Genomic DNA, 18,687 nt, shown 5'->3' on the forward strand with positions numbered 1-18,687 from the left:
GCATTCGGCTACACTCCCCGCCTTACGTTGACGACGCCATTGCATGAATCCTAACTACCTCGACTTCGAGCAACCCATCGCCGATCTGGAAGCCAAGATCCAGGAACTGCGCAACGCCAGTACCGGGCCTGCAGTCAATGTGGAGACCGAGGTGCGGGCGCTGCGCGACAAGGCTCGCGTGCGCACCGCACAGATCTTCCGTGACCTGTCGTCGTGGCAGATCTCGCAGCTGGCGCGCCACCCGCAGCGCCCCTACACGCTGGACTACATCAACACCATCTGCGACGAATTCCAGGAACTGGCCGGCGACCGCGCCTATGCCGACGACAAGGCCATTGTCGGGGGCCTGGGCCGTATCGACGGCCGCCCGGTGGTCATCATCGGGCACCAGAAGGGCCGCGACACCAAGACCAAGGTGGCGCGTAACTTCGGCATGCCGCGTCCGGAGGGTTACCGCAAGGCGCTGCGCCTGATGAAGCTGGCCGAGCGCTTCCGGCTGCCGCTGCTGACCTTCATCGACACCCCCGGCGCCTATCCCGGCATCGGTGCCGAAGAACGCGGCCAGTCCGAAGCGATTGCGCGCAACCTGCTGGAAATGGCCGAGCTGAAAGTCCCGGTGATCTGCACCGTGATCGGCGAAGGCGGCTCCGGTGGCGCGCTGGCCATCGGTGTCGGCGACCGCACCCTGATGCTGGAGTACGGCACCTACTCGGTGATTTCGCCCGAAGGCTGCGCCTCGATCCTGTGGAAGGATGCGGGCAAGGCCAAGGACGCCGCCGAACAGCTCGGCCTCACCGCCAAGCGCCTCAAGGGCCTGGGTCTGGTCGACAAGGTGATCCGCGAGCCTACCGGCGGCGCACACCGCAATCCCGAGCAGATGGGCAAGCGCCTGAAGGCCGTGCTGCTCAACGAGATGGACGCGCTGGAGAAAATCCCGGTCGAGGCACTGCTGCAACAACGCTACGAGCGTCTGCGCAGCTACGGCGCCTACGAAGGAAACTGAATCCTGCGGCTCCGCGTGGCGGAGCCTCAAGGAACTTGCACCAAGGACAAGGACTCCTACCGGCATGAGCCCACTCATTCTGCTGTCGATCGTGTTGCAAATCGCCTGCTGCGTGCATGTCGTGCGCAGCGGCCGGCCGCTGTACTGGATCTTGATCCTGCTGACGTTCTCGTATCTGGCGGTGTTGATCTACGCGTTTGTCGCGGTCATCCCGGACATGCGTAACGACCCGACCGCACGGCGTGGCTTGCAGCGCGTGCGACGGAAGCTGGACCCGCAGCGCGACCAGCGCGATGCCGCCCGCAAACTGGATGTCTCCGACACCCCGGAAAACCGCCGCCAGCTGGCACGCACGCTGCTTGAGCAGGGCAACTATGCGCAGGCCGCCGAGGTGTACGAAGGCGCCTTGCGCGGCTTGTATCGCGACGACCCGGACCTGATGCTGAGGCTGGCGCAGGCGCAGTTCGGTCTTGGCAATGCCGCGCAGGCACGCCAGACCCTGGATGCCTTGATCGCCGCGAACCCCAACTTCCGCTCGCATGACGGGCATCTGCTGTACGCACGCGCGGTGGAAAGCAGCGGCACCATCGAAGAAGCGCTGCACGAATACGAGACGCTGGTGCAGGGCTACCCAGGCGAAGAAGCACGCGTGCGCTATGCGCAGCTACTAAAACGCGCCGCGCGCCCGGAGGAAGCCAAGGCCGTGTTTGACCAGGTGGTGCGTCGCGCTGCGGCCTCGCCCAAACATTACCAGCGCGAGCAACGCAGCTGGATCGATCAGGCACGCAAGGGTCTGAGCGAGTTGAGTTCGATCGCCTGAGTCAGGCCTGCGTTTTGCGTGCGCCTATCCGTCGCGATGCTGGCGCATTCGCTGCGTAGATGGAACGCAAGCCAATCGCACTCCGCTGCGGGATATCGCCAATGACGAGCATCGTGTTGCTGGTCCGGATGTGCTGCGCGATCGCTGCAGAGCGTGCAGCGCACGGCTGCACTGCAGGCCGTGCTCCGCCAGCCCGCAGTGTTTTTTCCAGCGAACGCATCGGCATCGGTCGATGTGCCTGCCGCCGAGGCGACGCCAAGAGCAGCTAGCAACCCTACTGCGCTTACCAGCCAGGCAGGCAGGCACCGCTGCTGCGCGATAGGGCTGTACCACACGGATAATCCTGCTCATGGCGCGCCGTCCACGCCTACCGGACCACTGCTCGCCATGTCTTGGTAGCCGCTCCACGCCGCCTTGCGCGCATCACCGCTTAAAAAGGCTTGGCCAGCACCAGCCAGATCACGCCGACCAGCAGAATCACCGGCACCTCGTTGAACAAGCGCAACGCCCGACCGCTCGGGACCGCACGGCCCTGATCCACGCCCTTCAACCAGCGTCCGGCCACGATGTAGTGCGCCAGGATCAACGCCACCGCGAACAGCTTGGCGTGCAGCCAGCCGCCGGTCACCATCGTGGGGAAATCCGGTATTACCCGGTAGCCTTGCCACAGCACCGCGCCCAGCAGCAGCGCCAGACCGAGCATGCTGTGTCCGAACCTGTAGAGGCGGCGGCCCATCAGCACCAGCCGTGCACGCACGGAGGGTTCGCTGCCGGCTTCGGCGATGTTGACCAGAATGCGCGGCAGGTAGAACACCGCTGCCATCCAGGCGATCACGAACAACAGATGGAAGGTCTTGATCCACAAATACAGGGTCATGCGCTGGCTCCGCTGGCTCGCGTAGGATGACCCGCATTTTCACCTATCCGCGCACGCGAAAGCAGCTGAGCCCCATGCAGCAGTCAGACGAAAAACAGTACGACGCCCAGTATTTCCGCCGCTGGTACCGCGATGCCGGGCTGGCCGACCCGGCCCGACTGCGACGCAAGGTCGCACTCGCCGTCGCGCAGGCCGAGTACTACCTGGAGCGGCCGATCCGCAGCGTGCTGGATATCGGCTGCGGCGAAGCTGCCTGGCGCGCCCCCTTGCTGGCGCTGCGGCCCAAGCTCAGCTACCTGGGCTTCGACAGCAGCGCATACGCCTTGCAGCGCTACGGACGCAGCCGTCAGATCCACCCTGCCCGCTTCGGCGATTTTGCCTGGCTACGTCCCTGCGCACCGGTGGACCTGCTGATCTGCTCGGACGTGCTGCATTACGTGCCCACGCGCGAATTCAACCAGGGCCTGCCGGGGCTGGCCGACATGTGCGCAGGCGTGGCGTTTCTGGAGACGTTTGCGCAGGAAGATGCATTCGAAGGCGACCACGACGGCTTTCAGCCACGCCCGGCGCGCTGGTATCGCAAACGCTTTGCCAGCGTCGGCTTCGCCGCGCTGGGTTCGCATTGCTGGTTGTCGCCGCACCTGGTCAGCGAGGCGTCGGCGCTGGAGCATGGTTGACGCAGCGTTGGCTGTTTGAGGCAGTTATCGTGTGTAGCGTCGCTCCGTACCCTGACCAATCTCCCGCAGGGAGAAGGGCTTACTCCCGTCAGACCCGCCGTTACCCTGCGGGCGAGCGCGATCTTCCAGCCCAGCGAGCTGTTCCTTCTCCCACCGGGAGAAGGTGCCCCGCAGGGGCGGATGAGGGTACGGACGAAGCCACAGAAAGTTGGATGCACATGTGGCTTCGCCCGTACCCTCCCCCCCCTCTCCGGCAGGGAGACAGAGGCTTACCCCGCCGGCGAACGCGGTCTTCAAGCCGTGCGAAGCCGCTCGAAAGACCACGACCAGCGGCAGCTAAAGCTGCTTACGCCTGCCCTAGCTTCTGTGACAGCGTCTACCGTCCGGAGCCCCATTAAGGTGCAAATGCGCCAAACCCGGTATGCTGCGCGGCAGCAAAACCGCACGGATGGGTGGAATGCTTTATCAACTGCATGAGCTGACCCGCAATCTGCTAGCCCCCTGGGTGCATCAGGCCCAGGCGAACGCCAAGATGTTTTCCGACCCCGACAGTCTGTGGGCCTCGCTTCCCGGCGCCGAACGCATGGCGGCCAGCAATGAGCTGTTCCATCGGCTGGGCAAGGAATACGAAAAGCCTGCCTGGGCGCTGGACGATGTCGAGGTCGACGGCCACTCGCTGCCGATCATCGAACGTGAGGTCCTGAGCAAGCCGTTCTGTCGCCTGCTGCGCTTCAAGCGTTTCAGCGACCACGTCGAGCTGATCGGCAAGATGAAGGAGCAACCGGCCGTGCTGGTGGTGGCGCCTTTGTCCGGCCATCACGCCACGCTGCTGCGCGACACCGTGCGGACCCTGCTGCGCAACCACAAGGTCTATGTGACCGATTGGGTGGACGCGCGCATGGTGCCGCTGGAAGCCGGTGCGTTCCGGCTCGAGGACTACATCACCTATATCCAGGACTTCATCCGCCATATCGGCGCCGAGCGCCTGCATGTGGTGAGCGTGTGTCAGCCCACCGTGCCGGTGTTGGCGGCGGTGTCGTTGATGGCGACCAACGACGAGCCTACGCCGCGCTCGTTGGTGATGATGGGCGGCCCGATCGATGCACGCCGCAGCCCCACCCAGGTCAATAACCTGGCGACGGAAAACGGCATCGAGTGGTTCCAGAACAACCTGATCCACACCGTGCCGTTCCCGTATCCGGGACATGGCCGCCAGGTGTATCCGGGCTTCTTGCAGCACGCCGGTTTCCTGTCGATGAACCCCAATCGGCACGTGATGTCGCACTGGGATTTCTACACCGATCTGGTCAAGGGCGATCTGCAGGATGCGCAGGCGCATCGGCAGTTCTACGACGAGTACAACGCCGTGCTCGACATGCCGGCCGAATACTATCTGGACACGATTCGCGTGGTGTTTCAGGACTTCTTGCTGCCGCAGGGCAAGTGGAAAGTGGACGGCCAGCTGGTCAAGCCGTCGGCGATCCGCAACACCGCCTTGTTGAGCATCGAGGGCGAACTGGACGACATCGCCGGCCTCGGCCAGACCGAAGCAGTGCACGATCTGTGCACCGGTATCGATGCGGCGCACCGCCGCCATTTGGTGGTGGAAGGTGCCGGTCATTACGGCATCTTCAGCGGCCGTCGTTGGCGCGAAGTGGTCTACCCGCAGGTGCGCGAGTTCATTGCGCGCTATGACGCAGACCCGGTCGGCAGCCGCGACCCGGCCACCGTCACTCCCATCCGCAAACGCGGCAAGCGCGCCTGATCTGCACAACAAAAAATCCCCGGCATGTCCGGGGATTTTTTTATGCTGAAAAATCGAGAGGCAATTTAAACCGTGTCATGCAAAGTGCGCTGCGCTAAGGCCACGCGCGTGTTGCACGCCACTCTCGATCATCACGCCTCCACATCACCGCTTTTGACCAGCAGATGCTTGGCCAGCATGCCGTGCAACGTGCCTATCCCGCGTGCCGCATGCAGGGTGACGAACAGCAACAGCACCCCCAGTAGAGACAACGGCACCACCATCAGCGGCATCACGATCACCTGTCCGTCCCAGGTGATGGACATTCCTTGATCGAAGAACAGCGCCAGCGGTGCAGCAGTGAGCGTCAACGACACGCTTAGCAGAGTAGTAAACAGCGTGAAGTAGACACTGCCCAACGGCAGCATCAACACGAAGTACAGCAGCGTGCTCCAGGTCCGCAGGTCGGTAAACATCGCAGCGATGCGCTGTAGCCAGCCGCCTTGCACGCCCGGATGTTGCGGGCGACGTGGCATGCGCACCCCGAGCAGGGTTTCCACCATGCGTCCTTCCACCAGCGACAACACGCGCACCGAGCCGAAGAACAGCACCAGCAGCGGCACGCCGATGATCAGGATCAACAGGCCCAGCGACAGGCTGACCCCGGTGACCACCCAGGTGAAATAGAACACGCCGGTGAGTAGCGACAGCAACATGTAGAACAGTGCGCCGTAGGTGCGCGGGTCGGCGGCCACGCCAAAGAACTTGCCGATCAATGAAGGACGCTTGGGCGGCAGTGGCGGGCGCAACGCGCGGCTGACCGTGACCTCGGTTTCGCGATAGATCTCGGCCACTTCATCGGGCGCACCGTAGCTGGCGGCAACCCCTGCAATGACGTCGGCTTCGCTCTTGCCGCTCTGTTCGGCTAGCTCGGCGCGCAGATATTCTTCGGCGTCGTAAAGCGCATCCTGGATCATCGCCGGGTCGGCACCAACCAGCGCCTGCCGCAGCTGCAGCAGGTAGTCGGCAATGGTGGTCGGCAACGGACGTGTCGGTAAGGTCGTCATCATGGGTGTGTCCCCTGCAGCACTGAATCAACGGAATCACGGGTGGCGCGCCAGGCGGCGGTCCATTGGCGCAGGCAGTCACGCCCGCTGTCGGTAATGCGGTAGTAGCGGCGTGGCGGCCCCGATGCGGACGGCTCGATATGGCTGTGCAACAGTCCCGCCCCTTCCAGATTGCGCAACACCGGATACAAGGCGCTCTGCTTGCCGCTCAGCACGCCTTCCAGATGCTCGAGCCGCTTGGCGATCAGATAGCCGTACAGCGGTTCGTCGGCCTGGGCCAGCACCGCCAGCAAAGCCAGCGACACGGTGCCGGCGCTCAGCTCCTTCTGAAATTTGCGTAGGTGGACATCCGGCTCGGTCATCGGTCATCTCCGCTAGGTCGAAGGTGATGCTATGTAGAACCTAGCTATAGCGAATGTGCCGGTAGTCATGGGCGGGGAGTCGGGAGTCGGCAGTGGGGAGTCGCAAAGGCCAAGGCAGAGGCCTGGTCGGCCAGCCACGCTTGAGCAATTGTTGGTATCGCAATGAAGTCACCGCATCCCACATCGGCGCCGTTGCGAATCCCCACTGCCCAATCCCCGCTCCACTAGCGCTCGCCTGCGCAAACCCTAGTGCGTTCATGAGCTTAGAACCTTTGGGTTACTGCCTTTCTGGCGCGGCTTTACTACAGTCGACGTCCCCCGTGCCGATAAGTTTCGCTCAGGGGTTTTTCACTTTTCGATGGGGCAACACGATGCAATTGACACGCTTGGCGCAGCCGGCCATGGCTGAAACTTCCTTTGGAGCCACCCGGCGCCTGTGCCTTGCGATCGGGTTGGCGCTGCCGGTACTGGGCTTTGCGCAGACACAACCGGCGCCGGCCAATGCCGAACAGACCCAGCCGGAACCCGCCAAGCCGCCGGTCACCGCCGCGCCCGCCACCGCCAAGGGCTATCCGCTCGAAGCGCGGGGCTGGGGCGCCAAGCAGGGCGGCAACATGTGGCAGGTGCGCTGGGCCGAAGACTGGTCGTATCTGAAGGATCCGTCCAAGCGCAAGAGCCCGTTCGACCCGCTCAAGTACATCCCGCTCACTGCGTCGGGCGATGTCTACGTCTCGCTCAGCAACGAGCTGCGCGTGCGCAGCAATACCATCACCAATCCCGGTCTGATTCCCGGCAGCCATTCGCAACAGCAGTACCTGTTCCGCGCGTTCTTCGGTGCGGACCTGCATGTGGGCGAGCACTTCCGTCTGTATACGGAACTGGCGCACGGCAGCCTGGATGGACGCAACGAAGGCGCCAAGACCGGCACCCAGGAAAACAACGCGATCCTGCAACAGGTGTTCTTCGACGTGAAGGGCAACATCGGCGGCGCCGACACCGGCCTGCGTGTCGGCCGTCAGGTGTTCGTCGACGGCCCGACCACATTGATGGCGCTGCGCGACAACACCGATATCTTCGTGACCTTCAACGGTGTGCGCGCCTGGGCCATCGGCGAAAAGACCCGCGTGGATGTGTTCGATTTCAACTTCAACCTGGATGGCACCGAAGGATTGGGCGACGACCGCATCGACCGCTCGCGGCATTTCCGCGGCGTGGTGGGTGGCTATCGGTTGCCGACCGCCAAGCCGATGTATCTGGAACCGTTCTTCTACCAGTTCCGCAACGACAATCAGCTCTGGGGCCGCCAGACCGCCGAAGAAAATCGCAACTACTACGGCCTGCGGTTGTGGGGCAACGTGGGCAAGCTGCGCACCGATTCGTTCGTGACCGTGCAGCGCGGCAGTTTCGGCGGACGCGACCTGCGCGCCTATATGGCCAGCACTTCCAATGCGTGGACGCTGAGCGACAGCGGCTGGAAGCCGCGCCTGGGCTTCCATAGCGAAATCGCCTCCGGCGGCGGCGGCACGTCCGGCACCGGCACGCTGCGCAATAACAATTTCCTTTACGGCAACACGATCTACTTCAGCTGGGCCACGTTCTTCGGCCCGGTGAACCTGGTCACTGCCGCGCCGACATTCACGTTCTCGCCCACCTCCAAGCTCACCGTGAATTTGGAATGGGAAACCCTGTGGCGCCAGACCACCAGCGATGCGATCTACAACAACCAGGCGCGCGCCTACGCACGCACCCAGAGCACCGGCGAGCGTCGCATCGGCACCATGCCGCGTATCAACGCCACCTGGAACATCGATCCGAACTGGTCGGTGACCTTCCGCGCCGAGCACCTGATGGCCGGTCCAGCGCTGGAAAAAGCCGGCTACGGCGATTCGACCTTCGTGATGGGGTGGTTGAACTTCCGCTTCTAAACGCGGTGTTTGGTCAGCGCGCTGCACTGTGCTGACTCGATGTGCAGGCGTTTTGTTTTAACGAGTCGTTGCTCGATCACATGCCGCGTCCCGCAAGGACGCGGCATGTTGGTTTTCAGCGCTGGTGTGTCTGATGACCACGCACTCTTTTCACGGTGCACGGTGCACGGTGCACGGTGCACGCAACAGAGAATCGCTGCGTTCGGTCACTTGTGGCGACTGGTTTTCGCGCGGCTCCGACGGTCGACCGATACCGCAACTAGCTGTTTTGCACATGCAACCGCGGTACACATCCGCAATCGGCCTGCCCATGCCAGTCACGTCGAAAAGCGCTTTTCTTACTGAATCGACGGCGCCCGGCGCTCTGCCGCAAGCGCACTGCCCGCCAACGGCCAGCGGTCGTCAGCCGCGTTTCCTTCTGGCCGTGCGTACTGCCGCAGCAGCAGGCTATTGCCGTCAGGGCCCGGCTGCAGCGCACGTGCCTGCCCGCGTAGCGCAGGTGGCAGGTCGGCAAGCCGCTGCGCGAGCGGCCTTGCGTCAGTTGGGTGATCGCGCAGCCACTGCAGCGCCGACAGCGCGCGCAGTGCAGCGGCGGTGTCCTGCATCTTGTGCTGGTAATTGGCGTAGTCCGGCTGCCCCGCACTTGCCAGCAAGCAGCCCATCGCATTGGCGACGCAAGCCACCGATGCCGTTTGAGGAGCAGGAATCCATGCCTGCGGCACCGGCTGATCCTGCGCCAGCAAGGTGCGTACCGGTGCGCTGCAGGCCCAGGTATAGGTGGGTGCGAGCAACGCCTGGGTGCGTTCCTGATCAAACGCGCGCAGCGACATGCGCTCTTCCCAGGACAGGTTTTCACCTTGCCTGAGCACCTTTTCCTGCAGAAGCGAAAACGCCATGCGCGACTCGCCATGCAAGGCGTTGCACAGCGTAATGTCTTCCACCGCCAGCGGCGCAAAGGCAGTGGCGCACTGCGCCGGCAACGGGTGCTGCGCAGGCAGTTCGGCCAGCATGTCGGCGAACAGATGCGCATTGCCACGCAACATCGCCGCGCCGATCAACGGCATCACCAGATTGTCGCCACTGCGCAGCAACACTCGCGCAGTCTGCGCATCGGCGCAGACACCCGCTAACGCCTGCAAGGTATGTCCCTGCACGAAATCCACTGCGTTGCCGGTCATCGATAACGGCAACCGTGGCGGCTGCGGCAGCGGTGCGTTGATGTCTGCGCGGAACGGGCTGCGGTAGTCGGCATACTCGGCCAGCGCACGCAGCCTGACCAACAACGGCGCCTGGGCGGCCAGCGCATCGGCATAGGCCTGCGGGTGCTGACGCACGCGCTCCAGACAGCCTCCGGCGCTGGCACTGCACAGCGCGGGCGCAGACGATGGCCAGCGCGGCGAGCCTGGAAGGCGCGGCGCAGCGCTCTGAAAGGGGCTACCTGCCGGCAACCGGTTGAACCGTTCCACATCCTCGGCCAGCAAGTGCTCCCGCTGCGCCTCGGGCATGGCGTACGACAGCGACCAGAGTGCGACGAACATATTGGTTCCGCGCAACGGCGGCGGCGGTTGACGCAGCTGCGCCAGCGCCTGGCGTTGCGCCTCAGGAATCGGCCAGCGTTTGGAGACCGCATACAGCGCCACCAATGCTGCCAGCAGGATGCAAACACCCAGCAACGCCGACTTGAGAAACCTGGCAAGCATGCGTGTTCAACCTTCCCTGGGGAGGCACACATATTAATGCGACAGCTCGCCCATACGACAACCTGAGCGAAGGCACATCGACACAACGAGAGCGAGGTATTTCAGGATGCAAAAACATCGACAGCCATTCGCCTGACAAACGCGACGGGCTAGGCCAAGACACCGCATTCCTGACCACCCGCCGAAAGCCCGTGTTTCACTTGAGCAAAGCGGCACCAGCGCCGGTCACCCAGGCAGTCGCGGCTGTCATACGCGCATCCAGCGACGCGCGTCCCTTCTCCTGGCGGAAGTAAGAAGTGACCTACTGCAGCCGTGGCCACTCGACATCTCACTGCTCAATGGCAACGTTACACCACGCAGCAGTGCATCTTTTACCAATCCCCACTGCCCAAGCCCAAATCCCCGCCTCCCCTGCACCGGACGCGGCCGAATGCCTACACTACGCAGATGTCTGAATCCCCCACTCCGCACACCCGCCCTTCCCTGCAACGCGTGTTTCTGACCGGGTTGCTCACCCTGCTGCCGGTCTGGCTGACCTGGGTGGTGGTGAAGTTCGTCTTCTCGCTGCTCTCTGGCATCAGCAGCCCGTGGGTGGTGCCGCTGTCCGGGCGCATCGCCGCCTCGTTTCCGGATTACCTGGGCTGGATCAAGGCGCTGTGGGTGCAGAACACCATCGCCTTGGTCGCCACGGTGGCGGCGATCCTGTTCGTCGGCATCCTGAGCCGGCGGGTGATCGGCCAGCGTCTACTGCGCTGGTTCGAGGCGATCATGCGGCGCATCCCGCTGGCCAGCGTGGTCTACGACAGCGCGCGCAAATTGCTCGACATCCTGCAGACCCAGCCCGGCAGCACGCAGCGCGTGGTGCTGATCGACTTCCCGCATCGCGATATGAAGTCGGTCGGCCTGGTCACGCGCGTGATCAAGGAGCAAGGCACCGGCCGCGAGCTGGCGGCGGTGTATGTGCCGACCACGCCCAACCCCACCTCCGGCTATCTGGAAATCGTGCCGGTGGAGCTGCTCACACCCACCGACTGGACTGTGGATCAGGCAATGAGTTTCATCATCTCCGGCGGCGCGGTTTCGCCGGAGTCGGTTCCCTTCACCCGTACTGCGGATCGCTAAGGCCATGACACACACGCGTACCCTCGATGATCGTGCGGTCCGCCTGTTCATTGCCTTGGCGGCGTTCTTCTGCGTCAACGCGGCGCTGGCCGAGTTCATCGGCGTCAAGATCTTCGCACTGGAAGACACACTCGGCATCGCACCGCTGAACTGGAACCTGTTCGGCCAGACCGGCTCGCTCAGCTTCACCGCCGGCACCTTGTTATGGCCAGTGGTGTTCATCATGACCGACACCATCAACGAGTTCTTCGGCAGCCGCGGGGTGCGTTTCATCTCGTGGGTGGCGGTGGCGCTGATCGGCTACGGCTTCGTGTTTGCATTCGCGGCGATCGCCCTGGCGCCGGCCGGCTGGTGGGTGACCGCAGCGCAGAGCCAGGGTGTGCCGGACTATCAGGCTGCATTCGCCGCGGTGTTCGGGCAGGGCTTGTGGACGATCGGCGGCTCGCTGGTGGCGTTTCTGTTCGGCCAGTTGATCGACGTGTCGGTGTTCCATCGCATCCGCAAGGTCACCGGCGAAAAACACGTGTGGCTGCGTGCCACCGGCTCCACCGCGGTGTCGCAGTTGGTGGACAGCTTCGTGGTGATCTACATCGCCTTCGTGCTTGGCCCGCAGCATTGGTCTATCGACCAGTTTCTGGCGGTGAGCACGCTCAACTACATCTACAAGATGGGCTTTGCGATCGCCCTGATTCCACTGCTGTACGTCGCGCGTCGCGCCATCAGCGCATATCTGGGCGCCGATCGCGCCGAGCAGCTGCGCGAAGAAGCCGCTGCCGACTAAGCGCAGCTCGCAAAACGACTGTGCTCACCACCAGGCGGGCGCGGCCGGTACTCGGTGCGGCATGTACCGTTCGTACACGCCGGTTCCTCCGCGCCGTCCACACCCACCTGACAACTGCTTGCTACGTTTTGTGAGCCGCTCTAAAGGCTGCGCAGCGCCCACCCACTGCCTGCCCGTGGCCGGCAGTGCCCGTGGCAGCACGCCGCGCGGTGCGTTATCGCAGCGCACCATTCCAGCGATGCACTGCGCCTGCCCGTGCCGCATCTGAATTGCATGTGCGCCGCATGCCCCGGATAGCTGGCCGTAACGGTGCGGATCGGGCAAGCTCCCCGCTCGCTTGTTTCCGGAGCCGGTAATGCCCCTCAGCTTTTCCCGCCTGCTGTCGCTGGTCCTCGCCGCTGTGTTGAGCCTGTCAGTGGCAGCGCCCGCCGATGCGGCCAAGAAGAAGACCGCCAAGGCACAGACCTCGCAAACGCGCGCGAAGGCGAGCAAAGGCAAGAAGACCACCAAGCCGGCGGCCAAGGCGTCGAAGACGGCCAAGGGCAGCAAGGCCGCCAAGGCCAGGCCACGCGCGGTCGCCGCGCCAGTGGTGCTGACCAAGGCCCAGCAGCTCAACCTGCTCTACGACCAGTACTGGGACGCCTCGCTCAAGCTCAATCCGCTGCAGGCTACCTTCCAGGGCGAGAGCCGCTACAACGACCAGCTGCCCAACTTCCTCTCGCCGGCGTTCCGCCAGCAATCGCATGATTTCACCGTGCTGTGGCTGGGCAAGGCCGAAGCGCTGGGCCCGGACGGCCTGAGCGGGCAGGACCTGCTCAGCTACCAGATCTTCGTGCGCGATGCGCGCAGTGCGCTGGCCGCCGAGCAGTTCCCCAGCTGGATGCTGCCGATCAACCAGTTCTACAACATCGCCAGCATTGCGGTGGTGCTCGGTTCCGGCACCGGCGCGCAGCCGTTCAAGACGGTCAAGGATTACGACAACTGGTCGCGGCGTGCGCTGGGCATTCCCGACCTGTTCGACCAGGCCATCACCAACATGCGCGCCGGTATGCAGGCCGGCGTGGTGCAGCCCAAGGTGCTGATGCAGAAAGTGCTGCCGCAACTGGATGCGATCATTGCGCGCAGCGCCGAAGACAGCCTGTTCTGGGGGCCGATCCGCAACCTGCCGGCCGATATGCCCGAGGCCGACAAGCAGCGCCTCACCGCCGAGTACAAGCGGATGATCGAGGTGCGCATCCTGCCGGCGTATCGCGCGCTGCGCGGCTTTATCGCCACCGAATACCTGCCCGCCTGCCGCGACACCGATGGCTTGGCGGCGCTACCCAACGGCGCGGCGTGGTACGCCTACGACGTGCGTCAGAGCACCACCTCCGACCTGAGCCCGGAGCAGATCCATCAGATCGGGCTGGACGAGGTCGCGCGCCTGCAGGGCGAGATCGCCGCGCTGGCCAAGCAAGTCAAGTTCCGCGGCAACCTGCCCAAGTTCTACAAGTTCATGCAGACCGACAAGCGCTTCAGCTTCCGCAGCGATACCGAGCTGCTGGGCTATTACCGTGGCCTGCAGGGGCGCGTGCAAGGCGCGGTGCCGCGTCTGTTCGCCAGCCAGGACATGCCGCCGCTGGAAGTGCGCGCGGTGGAACCGCAGCGCGCGCAAGCGGCGGCCAGCGGCTCGTACATGCGCCCCAGCGTCGGTGGCAGCACTGGCGCCACGCCGGGCATCTTCTACGTCAATACCTCCGACCTGCCCTCGCGCAAGACCTGGGAAGCGGAGAGCCTGTACCTGCACGAGGCGATTCCCGGCCACCATTACCAGCTTGGACTGCAGCAGCAGCTGACCGACCTGCCCAAGTTCCGTCGGCTCGGGGGCGAGACCGCCTACATCGAAGGATGGGGCCTGTATGCCGAGTCGTTGGGGCGCGAGCTGGGGCTGTATCAGGACCCGTACAACACCTACGGCTATCTGCAGAATGCGCTGTGGCGCTCGATCCGGCTGGTCGCCGATACCGGCCTGCACAGCAAGGGCTGGACCCGCACCCAGGCCATCGACTACATGCTGGACAACTCGGCGATGAGCCGCATCGACGCCGAAGCCGAAGTCGACCGCTACATGGCCATCCCCGGTCAGGCGCTGGCCTACAAGGTCGGCGAAATGAAGATCGCGCAGCTCCGCGAGCAGGCGCAGCGCGAGCTGGGGCCGCGCTTCGACATCCGCGCCTTCCATACCGAAGTGCTCAAGGACGGCTCGGTGCCGCTGGAGATCCTGCAGGACAAGATCCAGCGCTGGATCGCAGCGCAGAAAGGCTGAGGGCAACGATTGCGGCCGATGGAAGGGTTATCGGCCGTCGCGGTCAGGCCGGTGTTAGGCCTGGGTGCGGATCTGCGCTTGGCATGCGTCGCGCAACACCGGCATGACGTGCCGGTTGCCGGTTGCCGCAGCGGACACGCTCGCCGATTGAGGCGCCCCATCAAGGCGCGCCATCGATAACGGTGGCGCCCTCAATCCACCGCCCGCGCCGCGGCCAATGCGGCGATATCGCGCGGCGTGGTGCGGCAGCAGCCACCGATCAACCGCGCGCCTGCGGCCAGCCACTGCGTGTGCTGGTCCGCCAGGCTGCACGCGGGCGCATCGCCGGCATGCCAGCGTTTGTCGCCAGCGTCGTAGTGCTCGCCCGAGTTGGGATACACCACCAGCGGCAAGGCGGTCAGCGCCGACAGGCGCTGCAATGCGGCGGTGACCTGATCCAGCGCAATACAGTTGACCCCCACCGCGATCACCTGCGCGCAGGCATCCAGTGCCGGCATCACCTGCGCCAGCGGCGTGCCATCGCTCAGATGGTCGGCATCGCGCAAGGTGAAAGAGAACCAGGCATGCAGCTGCGGAAATTCTTCCAGCAGCAGACGTAACGCCACGATCTCGTTCGCCGAGGGCAGCGTCTCGCAGGCTAGTACATCCACACCCGCCGCTGCCAACGCGGCGATGCGTGGACGATGGAACTCCATCAGCTGCGCCAACGGCAACGTGTAGTCGCCACGGTATTCGGAGCCATCGGCCAGATACGCGCCATATGGCCCCACAGACCCTGCCACCCACAACGGCGCAGCGTCAGGCTGCGCCTGCAAATGATCGGCACGCGCCTGTGCGGCCAGGGCCACGCTACGGGCGATCAAGGCTTGCGATTGCGCCAGATCCAGCCCGCGCGCCGCAAAGCCCAGCGGCGTGGCCTGGTAACTGGCAGTGATCGCGCATTGCGCGCCGGCAGCGAAGTAGTCGCGATGCACCTGATAGATCAGCTCCGGTTGCTCCATCAGCACGCGCGCCGACCACAGCGCATCGTTGAGATCGCAGCCGCGTTGTTCCAGTTCGGTGGCAAGTGCGCCATCCAGCAGCACATAGCCATCGTGCTGGAGCGCCGCACTGAAGGGCGCATCTGCGCGCGGCTGGCGGGGAAGAATCGTCATGTGTGCAGTCTCCTGGCCGCGAGCCATTGGGTCAGTGCATAGGCGCCGTAACACAGCGCCACAAATGGAATGCCGCACCACAGCGCGATGCGCTGTTGCGGATCGAATGCCAACCCGATGCAGGCCAGCAGACACAGCGCGAATCCAAGGATCGGCGTCCACGGATACCACGGCGCGCGATAGGCCAGCGTCTCCACGGCAATCCCGTCGCGGACCAGCTGCTGACGAAAGCGGTAATGCGATGCGCAGATGCTTAGCCACACCACCACCACCGCAAAGCCGGACACTGCGGAAATCGCAACGAATACCGTCTCGGCCGCGTACACGCCGGTGAGCAGGGCCAGCAGACCGCCCAGCATGCTCAGCAGCAAGGCCGGCAACGGAATGCCGCGCCGGGTCAGGCGCGCAAGGCGTGCCGGCAGCGTGCCTTCGTTGGCCAACGACCACAGCATGCGCGCCGCCGCATACAGACCCGAATTGGCCGCCGACAGGATCGCGGTCAGGATCACCGCATTCAAGATGTCCGCCGCGTACGGAATGCCCAGCAACTCGAACGCGCGCACGAACGGGCTGGTTTCGACGGCCGCCTGGCTGGCGGGCAGCAAGGCAGCAAGCACCAGCACGGTACCTACGAACAGCACCACCAGCCGCACCAGCGTCGTGCGGATCGCTAGCGGAATGGCGCGTGCCGGCTGCGCGGTTTCGCCGGCGGCCACGCCGATCAATTCGGTGCCGGAAAACGCGAAGTTCACCGCCACCATGGTCATCAGAATCGGCAACGTGCCGTGCGCAAACCAGCCATCGGCACGCAGATGGCGCAAGCCGGGCGCAGGCGCGCCATCGGCCAATGGCAGCAGGCCGATCACCGCCGCGCCACCGAGCACGATGAAGACCAAAATCGTGATCACCTTGATCAACGAAAACCAGAATTCGCCCTCGGCAAACCAACGCGCCGACACCGTGTTCAAGCCGAAGATCAGCGCGCAGAACAACAGACACCAAGGCCACGCCGGGCTATGCGGAAACCAGTACTGCATGCAGAACGCAGCGGCAGTAAGGCTCGACCCCAGCGCCACCGTCCAGGTCAGCCAATATAGCCATGCCACCACATACCCGGTGGCCGGCCCCAGATAGCGCGCCGCATACACATGAAACGCCCCGGTCTGCGGCATCGCCACCGCCAGTTCGCCCAGGCATTGCATCACCAGATACACCACCAGCGCACCGATCAGATACGCGATCACCGTGCCCAGCGCACCGGTGCTGGCGATGATGTAGCCGGTGTTGAAGAACAGCCCGGTGCCGATCACCCCGCCCAGCGACAACATCACCAGATGGCGCACCTGCATGCTGCGCTGGAACTGCGGTGCGGCGCTGGAAGAAGGGTCTGGCATGCGTCGGTCTGATGGGCGGCGCACCATCCTGCCACGCGCATGCAGGCGAGCACAGCCATGCGGTGACGAGCTGTGACGCTGTACAAGCACTTCAGGCAGCCGCGGGTATGCTCGCGTGCCGATCTTGCGGAGCACCGTCATGTCTGAGACACGTTACCTGCGCCTGCCTGCAGCGTTGCCGCCCCGCGCACGCTGCGCGCTACCTGCGCATGCGCAGACGCCTCACAGCCGCGCGACCGTTTTACGTGGTGCGGTGGTGTTGGCGGATCGCAGCCAGCAACACGATCTGTCGGTATGGCAGCGGAGCGCAGCATGAGACTGGCCGGCATCCACCATGTGGCGATCATCGCGGGCGACTACGCGCTTTCGAAACAGTTTTATTGCGAGATCCTGGGCTTGCGAGTGCTGGCCGAGCATTACCGCCAGGCACGCGATTCCTGGAAGCTGGATCTGGCGCTGCCCGACGGCGGCCAGATCGAGCTGTTCTCGTTCCCCGGCGCTCCGCTGCGCCCCAGCCGCCCGGAAGCACGCGGCCTGCGTCACCTGGCCTTTCGCGTAGAAGACCTGGATAGCGCGGTGGCGCATCTCAACGCCCATGGCGTCATCACCGAAGACATCCGCATCGACGAATACACCGGCCGGCGGTTCACCTTCTTCGCCGATCCGGACGATCTGCCGCTGGAGCTGTACGAGATCGGCTGAGGAAGCACCACGCCGGGCATCGGCTCGACGGGCACCGGTTCGACATCCACTCAGCGGCGCTTCGCTAATCGATCCTCCACATGACTTCCGGCCGATGCGGCGCCGCAGCAACGCAATGAAGATCTAAGCATCCCGGGACACAGGAACGTCCATGCTGCAGATCCGTGCGTTGTCCAAGACCTACGCCAACGGCGTGCATGCGTTGCAAGGCGTCACACTGGACATTCCTCGCGGCATGTTCGGATTGCTTGGCCCCAACGGGGCCGGCAAGTCTTCCTTGATGCGCACGCTGGCCACGTTGCAGGAACCCGATGCCGGCAGCGTCAGCCTCGGCTGCGCCGACGGCAGCAGCATCGACGTGCTCAGGGACAAGGACGCGTTGCGCCGCCGGCTGGGCTATCTGCCGCAGGATTTCGGCGTGTATCCGAAGGTCAGTGCGCTGGACATGCTCGATCACTTTGCGGTGCTCAAAGGGCTGACCAACCGTGCACAGCGCAAGGAGGTGGTCGAACGTTTGCTGCAACAGGTCAATCTGTGGGACGCGCGCAAGCGCAAGCTCGGCACCTACTCCGGCGGCATGCGCCAGCGCTTCGGTATCGCGCAGGCGCTGCTGGGCAACCCGCAACTGGTGATCGTCGACGAGCCCACCGCCGGGCTGGACCCGGAGGAACGCAACCGTTTTTTGAACCTGCTGGCCGAAATCGGTGAGAACGTGGTGGTGATCCTGTCCACCCACATCGTCGAAGACGTCACCGACCTGTGCACGACGATGGCCATCATGAACAAGGGGCAGGTGTTGCTGACCGGGAAGCCAGCCGATGCGATCGACATGCTCAACCAGCAGGTCTGGCGCAAACAAGTCAGCAAGAACGCCTTGCCCGATTACGAAGCGCGCTTCACCGTGTTGTCCACGCGCCTGATTGCCGGCCATCCGGTGATCCACGTGTTCAGCGCCGACTGCCCGGAGCCGGGTTTCGAACAGGTCGCACCCGATCTTGAGGATGTCTATTTCCAGCGCCTGCGCAAGCAAGCGCTGGCTGCCTGACGGAGCGCC

General features: G+C 64.3%; 16 protein-coding genes and 2 other RNA genes. 12 read left to right on the forward strand and 6 right to left on the reverse strand.

Annotated features, from left to right (window positions below; genetic code table 11):
• Positions 1-43: 43 nt before the first annotated feature.
• The 3 genes from ABQZ00_RS12810 to ABQZ00_RS12820 all read left to right on the forward strand — a co-directional run bounded on the left by ABQZ00_RS12810 (position 44) and on the right by ABQZ00_RS12820 (position 2,224).
• Entirely contained in the window at positions 44-1,003 is a 960-nt protein-coding gene (locus ABQZ00_RS12810; protein ID WP_055845163.1) for an acetyl-CoA carboxylase carboxyltransferase subunit alpha, read from the forward strand.
• A gap of 64 nt (positions 1,004-1,067) precedes the next feature.
• The gene (locus ABQZ00_RS12815; RefSeq protein ID WP_323538163.1) at positions 1,068-1,823 is read left to right on the forward strand and encodes a tetratricopeptide repeat protein; all 756 of its coding nucleotides are present in this window, start codon (positions 1,068-1,070) and stop codon (positions 1,821-1,823) included.
• A 324-nt stretch (positions 1,824-2,147) separates the two neighbouring features.
• A non-coding RNA gene (locus ABQZ00_RS12820) (sX9 sRNA) lies at positions 2,148-2,224 on the forward strand.
• 29 nt (positions 2,225-2,253) lie between these two features.
• Here the strand turns inward: ABQZ00_RS12820 and ABQZ00_RS12825 are convergent.
• Positions 2,254-2,700 (reverse strand): CopD family protein, encoded by a 447-nt coding sequence (locus ABQZ00_RS12825; protein ID WP_115512148.1) that lies wholly within the window; start codon positions 2,698-2,700, stop codon positions 2,254-2,256.
• Between the two features lie 74 nt (positions 2,701-2,774).
• Here ABQZ00_RS12825 and ABQZ00_RS12830 point away from each other — a divergent pair, with 74 nt between their 5' ends.
• Together ABQZ00_RS12830 and ABQZ00_RS12835 are read left to right on the forward strand one after the other, a co-directional pair.
• On the forward strand, positions 2,775-3,377 hold the full coding sequence (locus tag ABQZ00_RS12830) for a methyltransferase (RefSeq protein ID WP_323538162.1): 603 nt from the start codon (positions 2,775-2,777) through the stop codon (positions 3,375-3,377).
• A gap of 421 nt (positions 3,378-3,798) precedes the next feature.
• The gene (locus tag ABQZ00_RS12835) at positions 3,799-5,142 is read left to right on the forward strand and encodes a polyhydroxyalkanoate depolymerase (RefSeq protein WP_005993627.1); all 1,344 of its coding nucleotides are present in this window, start codon (positions 3,799-3,801) and stop codon (positions 5,140-5,142) included.
• Between the two features lie 131 nt (positions 5,143-5,273).
• On the opposite strand, the gene ABQZ00_RS12840 is transcribed toward ABQZ00_RS12835, so the two are convergent.
• Positions 5,274-6,191, reverse strand: a complete 918-nt coding sequence (locus ABQZ00_RS12840) for a sensor domain-containing protein (protein ID WP_503064278.1) — start codon at positions 6,189-6,191, stop codon at positions 5,274-5,276.
• Positions 6,188-6,550, reverse strand: a complete 363-nt coding sequence (locus ABQZ00_RS12845; protein ID WP_055845177.1) for a PadR family transcriptional regulator — start codon at positions 6,548-6,550, stop codon at positions 6,188-6,190. Before ABQZ00_RS12845 ends, ABQZ00_RS12840 begins: the two co-directional genes overlap by 4 nt.
• Positions 6,551-6,921: 371 nt before the next feature.
• Here ABQZ00_RS12845 and ABQZ00_RS12850 point away from each other — a divergent pair, with 371 nt between their 5' ends.
• Positions 6,922-8,475 carry an alginate export family protein gene (locus tag ABQZ00_RS12850; protein ID WP_323514138.1) on the forward strand — a complete coding sequence of 518 codons (1,554 nt, stop codon included), beginning with the start codon at positions 6,922-6,924 and terminating at the stop codon, positions 8,473-8,475.
• Between the two features lie 338 nt (positions 8,476-8,813).
• Here the strand turns inward: ABQZ00_RS12850 and ABQZ00_RS12855 are convergent, their stop codons facing one another.
• Positions 8,814-10,175 (reverse strand): hypothetical protein, encoded by a 1,362-nt coding sequence (locus ABQZ00_RS12855; protein ID WP_323538161.1) that lies wholly within the window; start codon positions 10,173-10,175, stop codon positions 8,814-8,816.
• A 447-nt stretch (positions 10,176-10,622) separates the two neighbouring features.
• On the opposite strand from ABQZ00_RS12855, the gene ABQZ00_RS12860 reads away from it, so the two are divergent.
• The 4 genes from ABQZ00_RS12860 to ABQZ00_RS12875 all read left to right on the forward strand — a co-directional run bounded on the left by ABQZ00_RS12860 (position 10,623) and on the right by ABQZ00_RS12875 (position 14,383).
• Positions 10,623-11,297 (forward strand): DUF502 domain-containing protein, encoded by a 675-nt coding sequence (locus ABQZ00_RS12860; protein ID WP_055845184.1) that lies wholly within the window; start codon positions 10,623-10,625, stop codon positions 11,295-11,297.
• 4 nt (positions 11,298-11,301) lie between these two features.
• Positions 11,302-12,078, forward strand: coding sequence for a queuosine precursor transporter (locus ABQZ00_RS12865; RefSeq protein ID WP_055845187.1), 777 nt, complete (start codon positions 11,302-11,304; stop codon positions 12,076-12,078).
• 61 nt (positions 12,079-12,139) lie between these two features.
• Positions 12,140-12,215, forward strand: a non-coding RNA gene (locus ABQZ00_RS12870) — sX9 sRNA.
• A 218-nt stretch (positions 12,216-12,433) separates the two neighbouring features.
• Positions 12,434-14,383 (forward strand): DUF885 domain-containing protein, encoded by a 1,950-nt coding sequence (locus tag ABQZ00_RS12875; protein WP_115559471.1) that lies wholly within the window; start codon positions 12,434-12,436, stop codon positions 14,381-14,383.
• 191 nt (positions 14,384-14,574) lie between these two features.
• Here the strand turns inward: ABQZ00_RS12875 and mmuM are convergent, their stop codons facing one another.
• The gene (mmuM, locus tag ABQZ00_RS12880) at positions 14,575-15,537 is read right to left on the reverse strand and encodes a homocysteine S-methyltransferase (RefSeq protein WP_323538160.1); all 963 of its coding nucleotides are present in this window, start codon (positions 15,535-15,537) and stop codon (positions 14,575-14,577) included.
• A complete protein-coding gene (mmuP, locus tag ABQZ00_RS12885; RefSeq protein WP_323538159.1) occupies positions 15,534-16,931 on the reverse strand; it encodes an S-methylmethionine permease in 1,398 nt (465 codons plus the stop codon). Before mmuP ends, mmuM begins: the two co-directional genes overlap by 4 nt.
• Before the next feature lie 312 nt (positions 16,932-17,243).
• Between mmuP and gloA2 the strand changes: the two genes are divergently transcribed.
• On the forward strand, positions 17,244-17,633 hold the full coding sequence (gloA2, locus tag ABQZ00_RS12890) for an SMU1112c/YaeR family gloxylase I-like metalloprotein (protein WP_323538158.1): 390 nt from the start codon (positions 17,244-17,246) through the stop codon (positions 17,631-17,633).
• A gap of 151 nt (positions 17,634-17,784) precedes the next feature.
• A complete protein-coding gene (locus ABQZ00_RS12895) occupies positions 17,785-18,678 on the forward strand; it encodes an ABC transporter ATP-binding protein (RefSeq protein ID WP_323538157.1) in 894 nt (297 codons plus the stop codon).
• The last annotated feature ends 9 nt before the right edge of the window (positions 18,679-18,687 follow it).

The organism is Xanthomonas sp. WHRI 10204, assembly GCF_040202875.1.
Classification (GTDB): domain Bacteria; phylum Pseudomonadota; class Gammaproteobacteria; order Xanthomonadales; family Xanthomonadaceae; genus Xanthomonas.